7 protein-coding genes are annotated in these 6,297 nt (G+C 63.6%); 5 read left to right on the forward strand and 2 right to left on the reverse strand.

Annotated elements, in window-relative coordinates; translation table 11 throughout:
• Nucleotides 1–153 precede the first annotated feature (153 nt).
• Nucleotides 154–918: an IclR family transcriptional regulator gene (locus A3A5_RS0110610; protein ID WP_018310557.1), complete on the reverse strand. Its 765-nt coding sequence runs from the start codon at nt 916–918 to the stop codon at nt 154–156.
• 151 nt (nt 919–1,069) lie between these two features.
• Here A3A5_RS0110610 and A3A5_RS0110615 point away from each other — a divergent pair, with 151 nt between their 5' ends.
• The 5 genes from A3A5_RS0110615 (at nt 1,070) to A3A5_RS0110635 (ending at nt 5,808) form a co-directional block, all read left to right on the forward strand.
• On the forward strand, nt 1,070–1,978 hold the full coding sequence (locus A3A5_RS0110615; RefSeq protein ID WP_018310558.1) for a tripartite tricarboxylate transporter substrate-binding protein: 909 nt from the start codon (nt 1,070–1,072) through the stop codon (nt 1,976–1,978).
• Between the two features lie 117 nt (nt 1,979–2,095).
• On the forward strand, nt 2,096–2,794 hold the full coding sequence (locus tag A3A5_RS0110620) for an RraA family protein (protein ID WP_018310559.1): 699 nt from the start codon (nt 2,096–2,098) through the stop codon (nt 2,792–2,794).
• Nucleotides 2,791–3,723, forward strand: a complete 933-nt coding sequence (locus A3A5_RS0110625; RefSeq protein ID WP_018310560.1) for an NAD(P)-dependent oxidoreductase — start codon at nt 2,791–2,793, stop codon at nt 3,721–3,723. Before A3A5_RS0110620 ends, A3A5_RS0110625 begins: the two co-directional genes overlap by 4 nt.
• A gap of 9 nt (nt 3,724–3,732) precedes the next feature.
• A complete protein-coding gene (locus A3A5_RS0110630) occupies nt 3,733–4,803 on the forward strand; it encodes a cyclase family protein (RefSeq protein ID WP_018310561.1) in 1,071 nt (356 codons plus the stop codon).
• 30 nt (nt 4,804–4,833) lie between these two features.
• Entirely contained in the window at nt 4,834–5,808 is a 975-nt protein-coding gene (locus A3A5_RS0110635) for a tripartite tricarboxylate transporter substrate binding protein (RefSeq protein WP_018310562.1), read from the forward strand.
• Nucleotides 5,809–5,983: 175 nt separating this feature from the next.
• Here A3A5_RS0110635 and A3A5_RS38195 read toward each other — a convergent pair.
• Nucleotides 5,984–6,297: PDDEXK nuclease domain-containing protein (locus A3A5_RS38195; RefSeq protein WP_232431310.1), on the reverse strand; the 314-nt coding region annotated here is incomplete at its 5' end.

Genomic DNA, 6,297 nt, shown 5'->3' on the forward strand with positions numbered 1-6,297 from the left:
CCGGCAAAAGCCGTGTCTCGTTCGATCATTCTTCCAGGCTCCTTCTGTCGCCTATATTTCCGACTGCTGAGTAATAAATCAGATTCAATGACCGCTAGTCGGCGGCGAGCGGTACGGTGTAGCTAAGGAGGAGGCGCTGCAGCCGCACAGCGATTATGGATGCCAAGTCGATGGCCTGACGGTCTGCCCGCGGGAGCCGGAGATCAGATACGACATTTCGCGGCCCGCGGCCAGCATCAGTTCGACATACTCGCCAAGCTTGTCGCGGGTCAGGCGGCTGATCGGGCCAGAGATGCAAAGCGAGCCTGCAAGCGCCCAATTTATGCCAAACACGGGGACTGCAATGCTGGAAACTTCGGGCTCGCGTTCCCCCATCGAGATGAAATACCCGTCTTTGCGGATTGATTCGTAGGGCTCGCCCATGTCTCCGGCAAAAGCTCGCAGGACGCGCCCCGGTGCGCCGATCAGTGGCAGCCTTTCGCCTACGCGCACGTGGTGCCTCACCGCGCCAGGCCCTTCCACGCGCACCAGGCAGGCCCGGGTGTCGCCCTCTCTGACGTAGAACGCGGCACTCTCGCGCGTCTCATATGAGATGCGCCGCAACACCGGTTCGACGCTATCGCTGACTCGGAATGCCGCCTGGTAGCGTGCGCCGAGCCAGCCGGCCGCGGCGCCTAGCCGCCATTGGCCGTCTTCCCGTTGCACCAGAAATTCGGATTGTGCGAGCGTTCGCGCGGTGCGCAGGACGGTCGATTTACCCATGCCGACGCGGCGACTGAGCTCGGCCAGCGTCAGCGACGTGTCATCGGCCGAAAACGCTTCCAGAATCTGCAAAGCGCGCGTCACGGCGATGATCGTGGCCTTATCTCCACTTTCGTTGCCGTCCTGATTTGCGGTGGGGGGCTCGTTCCGTCTCATGGCATACGTTCCGTACAAGGCAACGCTATTGTACACGTCGCAACGGTTACCTATAGTGCGGGCAGAACAAGGCAACACGGAGACAACCTTGAAACGGAGTACCCACTTTCTGGCCGCCTGCGCGATTTTCGCTCTGCTGCCCCTGTCTGCGATGGCCGACAGCTATCCCTCCAAGCCTATTCGCCTGATCGTGCCGTTCCCGCCGGGTGGTGCGCCTGACGCCTTCTCCCGCGCCATCGGCAACCAGATGAGCCGAGACCTGAAGTGGACGGTAGTCATCGAGAACAAGCCCGGCGCTGGCGGCAATCTAGGCATTGAAGCGGCAGCCAAGGCGACGCCAGACGGCTATACGCTTGTGTTCGGCCAGACCAGCAACCTGGCGATCAACCCCTCGCTGTACAAAAAACTTCCGTATGATCCGGGCAAGGACCTTGCTCCAATCGGGCTGATCGCGTCTGCGCCGCTTGCGCTCGTGGTGGCGGGCAATTCCCCGTACCGCAACCTCGGCGAAGTGCTGGCGGCAGCCAAGGCCAAGCCGGGGACCGTCACCTTTGGCACGCCGGGCAACGGCACCGTGGCTCACCTCGCCATGGAATTGCTGCAGAAGCAGGCCGGCGTGAAGCTGCAGCACATCCCCTACAAGGGCGCTTCGCAGGCGCTGACCGATGTGCTGAGCGGGCAGGTTGCGATCTATATTGGTTCCGTGCCGACCGTCATGGGGCAGATCAAGAATGGCAAGCTGCGCGGCCTGGCCGTGACCTCGACCAACCGCTCCGCGCAGCTTCCGTCGACGCCTACCGTCACGGAAGCCGGCGTGAAGCAGTTTGAAGCCGATACCTGGTTCGGCCTGCTCGCGCCTGCCGGCACGCCTGCGCCGATCTTGGAAAAGCTCAACGCCGAGCTGAACCGCGCGCTGAAGACGCCTGACGTCAAGACGAAGATCGAAGCCGAAGGCGGTCGCATCCTTGGCGGCAGCAGCACTGAATTCACGTCGCTGATGCAGAAAGACCTCGCCCGCTGGCGCGTAGTGGTCAAGGATTCCGGGGCCACCATCGACTGAGCGTCGGCGCGCTTTAGTCACCAAGCACTCCCCAATCACTTCGCATCACTGCAAGACCTCCCGCCATGGGTAGCTGGGCGGGCGGTGGGATGCGTTCGCACTTTTCCAGGAGCAACCATGTCCGCGCAACCGACCCTCCCTGATGTCATCCGTGATTTTGAACGCGTGCCGGCCGAGATCGTTCGCCAGGCTTCGGAGTTCGCCTCGTCCATCTTCGCTGACGTGGCGGGACGCCGCGGCGGCATGCACGGCCGCATTGCGCCGCTCAGCCCCACGAGCCGCTTTTGTGGCACCGCGCTGACGGTGGAAGTGCGACCGGGCGACAACCTGATGATCCACGCGGCCATGGCGCTGGCCCGCCCGGGCGACGTCATCGTGGTCGATGGCAAAGGCGACCAGAACAGCGCGCTGATGGGCATCATCATGATCCAGCAGTGCATTGCGCTTGGCGTGACCGCCGTCGTGCTGGATGCTGCGTCGCGGGACGCCGACGAAATCCGGGAGGCCGGGTTCCCGATGTATTCCGTAGGCACCAACCCCAATGGCCCGACCAAGTTCGTGCCGGGCCGGGTTAACCACCCGATCCAATGTGGAGGCGTCAGCGTATGCCCCGGCGACTTGGTGATCGGGGATGCCGATGGTGTCGTCGTCATCGAACGCGATAAGGCGGCTTCCCTGATCGCCGCCGCAGCCGAAAAAGTGGCCGGCGAGCGCAAGCGCATCGACGGAATCAAGTCGGGCAATGCCTTGCGCCCGGCATGGCTGGACGACGCGCTGCGCGCTGCAGGCGTGCTGAAGGCGGGAGAGGCGCTGTGAGCACCAACAGCAAGCCTGTCATTGTCGTGACTGCGGCAAATCTCGCCCCGCAAGCCGTCGCCTTGCTATCCGACTACGAACTGATCTATGCCGGCAAGGCCGTCAGCGAAGTAGAAACGGCCGAATTGTGTCGCCGCCATGCACCGGTGGCGATCATCGTGCGCACCAGCAAGGTGGGTGCGATGGCGCTCGACGCGGCGCCGTCCATCCGGGTGTTGTCTAAGCACGGCAGCGGTATCGACAACATCGACCAGCAAGCCGCGCAGGCGCGTGGCGTGAAGGTGGTGGCGGCCGCCGGCGCCAACGCAGCGGCCGTGGCCGAGCAAGCCATGGCGCTGCTGCTTGCCTGTGCGAAATCCGTGGTGCACCTGGACCAGCGCACGCGCTCGGGGCATTGGGACAAGGCGACGCACCAGAGCCTCGAATTGAAAGGACGAACGCTGGGCCTGATCGGTCTGGGCGCCATCGGCCGCCGCTTTGCGCGCATGGCAACCGCCACGGACATGCACGTGCTGGGTTACGACCCTTTCGCCACAGAGGTACCGGGCGATATCCGTGCGGTCAGCCTGGACACGATCTGGCGCGAGTCCGATGTCGTGTCGTTCCATTGCCCGCTCACCGCCGACAACAAAGGCTTGCTCGGTGCAGAGGCATTGGCCGCCTGCAAGGACGGCGTCATCGTGATCAATACCGCGCGTGGCGGCCTGATCGACGAGGCGGCACTGCTGGCGTCGGTGGAGAGCGGCAAGGTTGCAGCAGCCGGGCTGGATTCGCTGGCACAGGAGCCTCCTCCTCCGGACCATCCGTTCTTCCGTCAGCCGAAGTTCGTGCTCAGCCCCCATATCGGCGGCGTGACCAGCGCGGCCTACGTCAACATGGGCGTAGCGGCCGCGACGAACGCGCTGGCGGTGCTGAGCGTGCAACCCTGAGGAGCGGGCATGGAGTCAACACAACTTCGCTGGAAGCGGCAGCCCGAAGGCAGTCATTGGGGCGAATTCGGCCCCGATGACCAGCGCGGCCGGATGAACCTCGTCGACCGTGCCAAGGTGCTGCAAGGTGTCGCGGAAGTGCGCGAGGGCCTCACGTTCTGCCTGTCGCTGCCGCTTGACTATCCGGGCGGGCAAACGATGAATGTCCGCCGCCAGCCCCCGCGTCGCTTTGCCGTGCTGCGCGATGGCAAGAGCGCCGGGCAGCAGGGCTTCTGCTGGTCGTATCAGTCGGAAGACCCCGACCTGACCGATGTCGTCAACGACGACGTGGTGTTGATGAGCCTGCAGTACTCAACGCAATGGGACAGCCTTGCGCACGTCGGCAGCCACTTCGACGCAGATGGCGATGGCCAGGAAGAGCCGGTCTTCTATAACGGCTACCGGGGCGGCGAGGATATCATCGCGGGTACCGAGACGCAGGCCACGGAGCCGTGGGCGCGCTACGAGAATCCCGAAGCCCGGGTGCTCAGCATTGCGGTGCTGGCCGAGCATGGTGCGCAGGGGCGCGGCGTCATGATTGACCTTGAGCACCACATCGGCCGCAAGCGCAACGCTGTCGGCTATGACGCGCTGATGCGCATCCTCGATGCCGACAAGATTGCGGTCGAACCGGGCGACATGGTGTGCCTGCATACCGGGTTTGCGGACACGCTGCTGTCGATGAACCAGATGCCCGACCTGCGGGTGTTGCACCAAACCGGGACTGGGCTGGACGGGCACGACAAGAAGCTGCTGAACTGGATCACCGACGTGCAGCTCGCTTGCCTGCTGGCAGACAACCCGGCCGTCGAGCTTGTCGTTCCCAAGCCGCTGACGCCATCGCCGATCCGTGGCCCCCGGCTACCGCTGCACGAGCATTGCCTGTTCAAGAACGGCATTCATCTGGGCGAACTGTGGCACCTCACGCCGTTGGCGCGGTGGCTGCGGGCACATCAGCGCAGCCGCTTCCTGTTGACCGCACCGCCGCTGCGCCTGCCGGGCGCCGTCGGTTCCCCGGCAACTCCCATCGCTACCGTCTGAATTTCAGCACATAAGAACTGGAGTAGAGACATGTTCAAGCCCATCACAGCCCGGCTGCTTTCGTTCGCATTGCTTGGCCTCGGCATTTTCGCCAACGCCGCCTCCGCTGCCTATCCCGACCGGCCCATCCGTCTGGTTGTACCCTATCCCGCGGGCGGCGCCGCCGACACGGTGGCCCGCACCCTGGCCGCGCCGCTCGGTGTCAAGCTCGGACAGACCATCGTGGTCGACAACCGGCCCGGGGCAAGCGGCGTGATTGGCGCGGGCGCTGTGGCAAAGGCCGCCCCTGACGGCTACACGCTGCTGCTCGATGCCACTGCGCATTCCGTCAATCCTAGCTTGCAGGCGCGCTTGCCATACGACACGGCTAAGGACTTCGCTCCCATCTCACTGGTGGTGCTTGTGCCGAACCTGCTGGTGGTGCCGCCCAATTCTCCATTCAAGTCGCCTAAGGATATTGTTGCCGCGGCCAAGGCCAAGCCGGGCAAGCTGACTTATGCTTCGGCGGGACCGGGCACGGCACAGCATCTGGCGGCGGAGTTGTTCCGGCAGCAGTCGGGGCTGGACCTGCTGCATGTTCCCTACAAGGGCGGCGCGCCTGCACTGAGTGACCTGATGGGTGGCCAGGTGGACATGATGTTCAGCAATATGGCGGCGTCATACCCGCTGGTCGCGGGCAAGAAGCTCAAGGTGCTGGCCACGACAGGCACGAAGCGGTCTGCCGCGTTGCCAGACACGCCCACCATTGCCGAATCCGGTTTGCCGGGCTATCAGGTCTATGAATGGAACGGACTCTTCGCGCCGGCCGGTACGCCACAAGCGATCGTCGACCGGCTCAGCGCGCTGACGCGCGAAGTGCTCAATTCGCCGGAGATTTCCCAACGATTGGCTGCCATTGGCGCAGATCCGGCCGGCTCGCGACCCGAGGACTTCCGCAAATTCGTCGAGGGCGAGACGGCAAAGTGGGCCAAGGTCATCAAGCAAGGCGGTATCCGGGCCGAATAGCGATACTGAACGCCAACGCAAGCTATGCGAGCAGTTCGATCCCGAAATGCTCTCTTCGCCGCGATGGCGATGACCGCAGATTGGACTGCCCAGCGACCGTCTGCGTCGACAATATCATCCCACAAGGGCGACTTCAAGCCTGCTTTTATTCGTTGCCGGCCGCATCGGCAGACCGTCACACATTTCGCGCATCCAGCTCAAGTCGCGTCTTAGCGAGCTCCTCTGCCAACAGTTTTTCATCGGGCAGCACGGTTTGGTATTCGGCGGCCAGCACTTTGTTGGGTAAGCCCTCCAGCGCGTAGTGAGCTTCGGCCGCGCCTTTTTCCGCGCACAATATCAGGCCCACCGGCGGATTCTCACCAGGTTTCACCCAGTGCTCGCGGGCATAGTTTAGATATGGTTCGTCAGGAAAAAGTGTGGGTTGACGAAGGCTCAGGAAGATTGCCAAGTGCATGATATAGCGCGATTTCCGTCGCCCTGAAGGTTCGG

It is taken from the genome of Cupriavidus sp. UYPR2.512, assembly GCF_000379565.1.
Taxonomy (GTDB): Bacteria; Pseudomonadota; Gammaproteobacteria; order Burkholderiales; family Burkholderiaceae; genus Cupriavidus.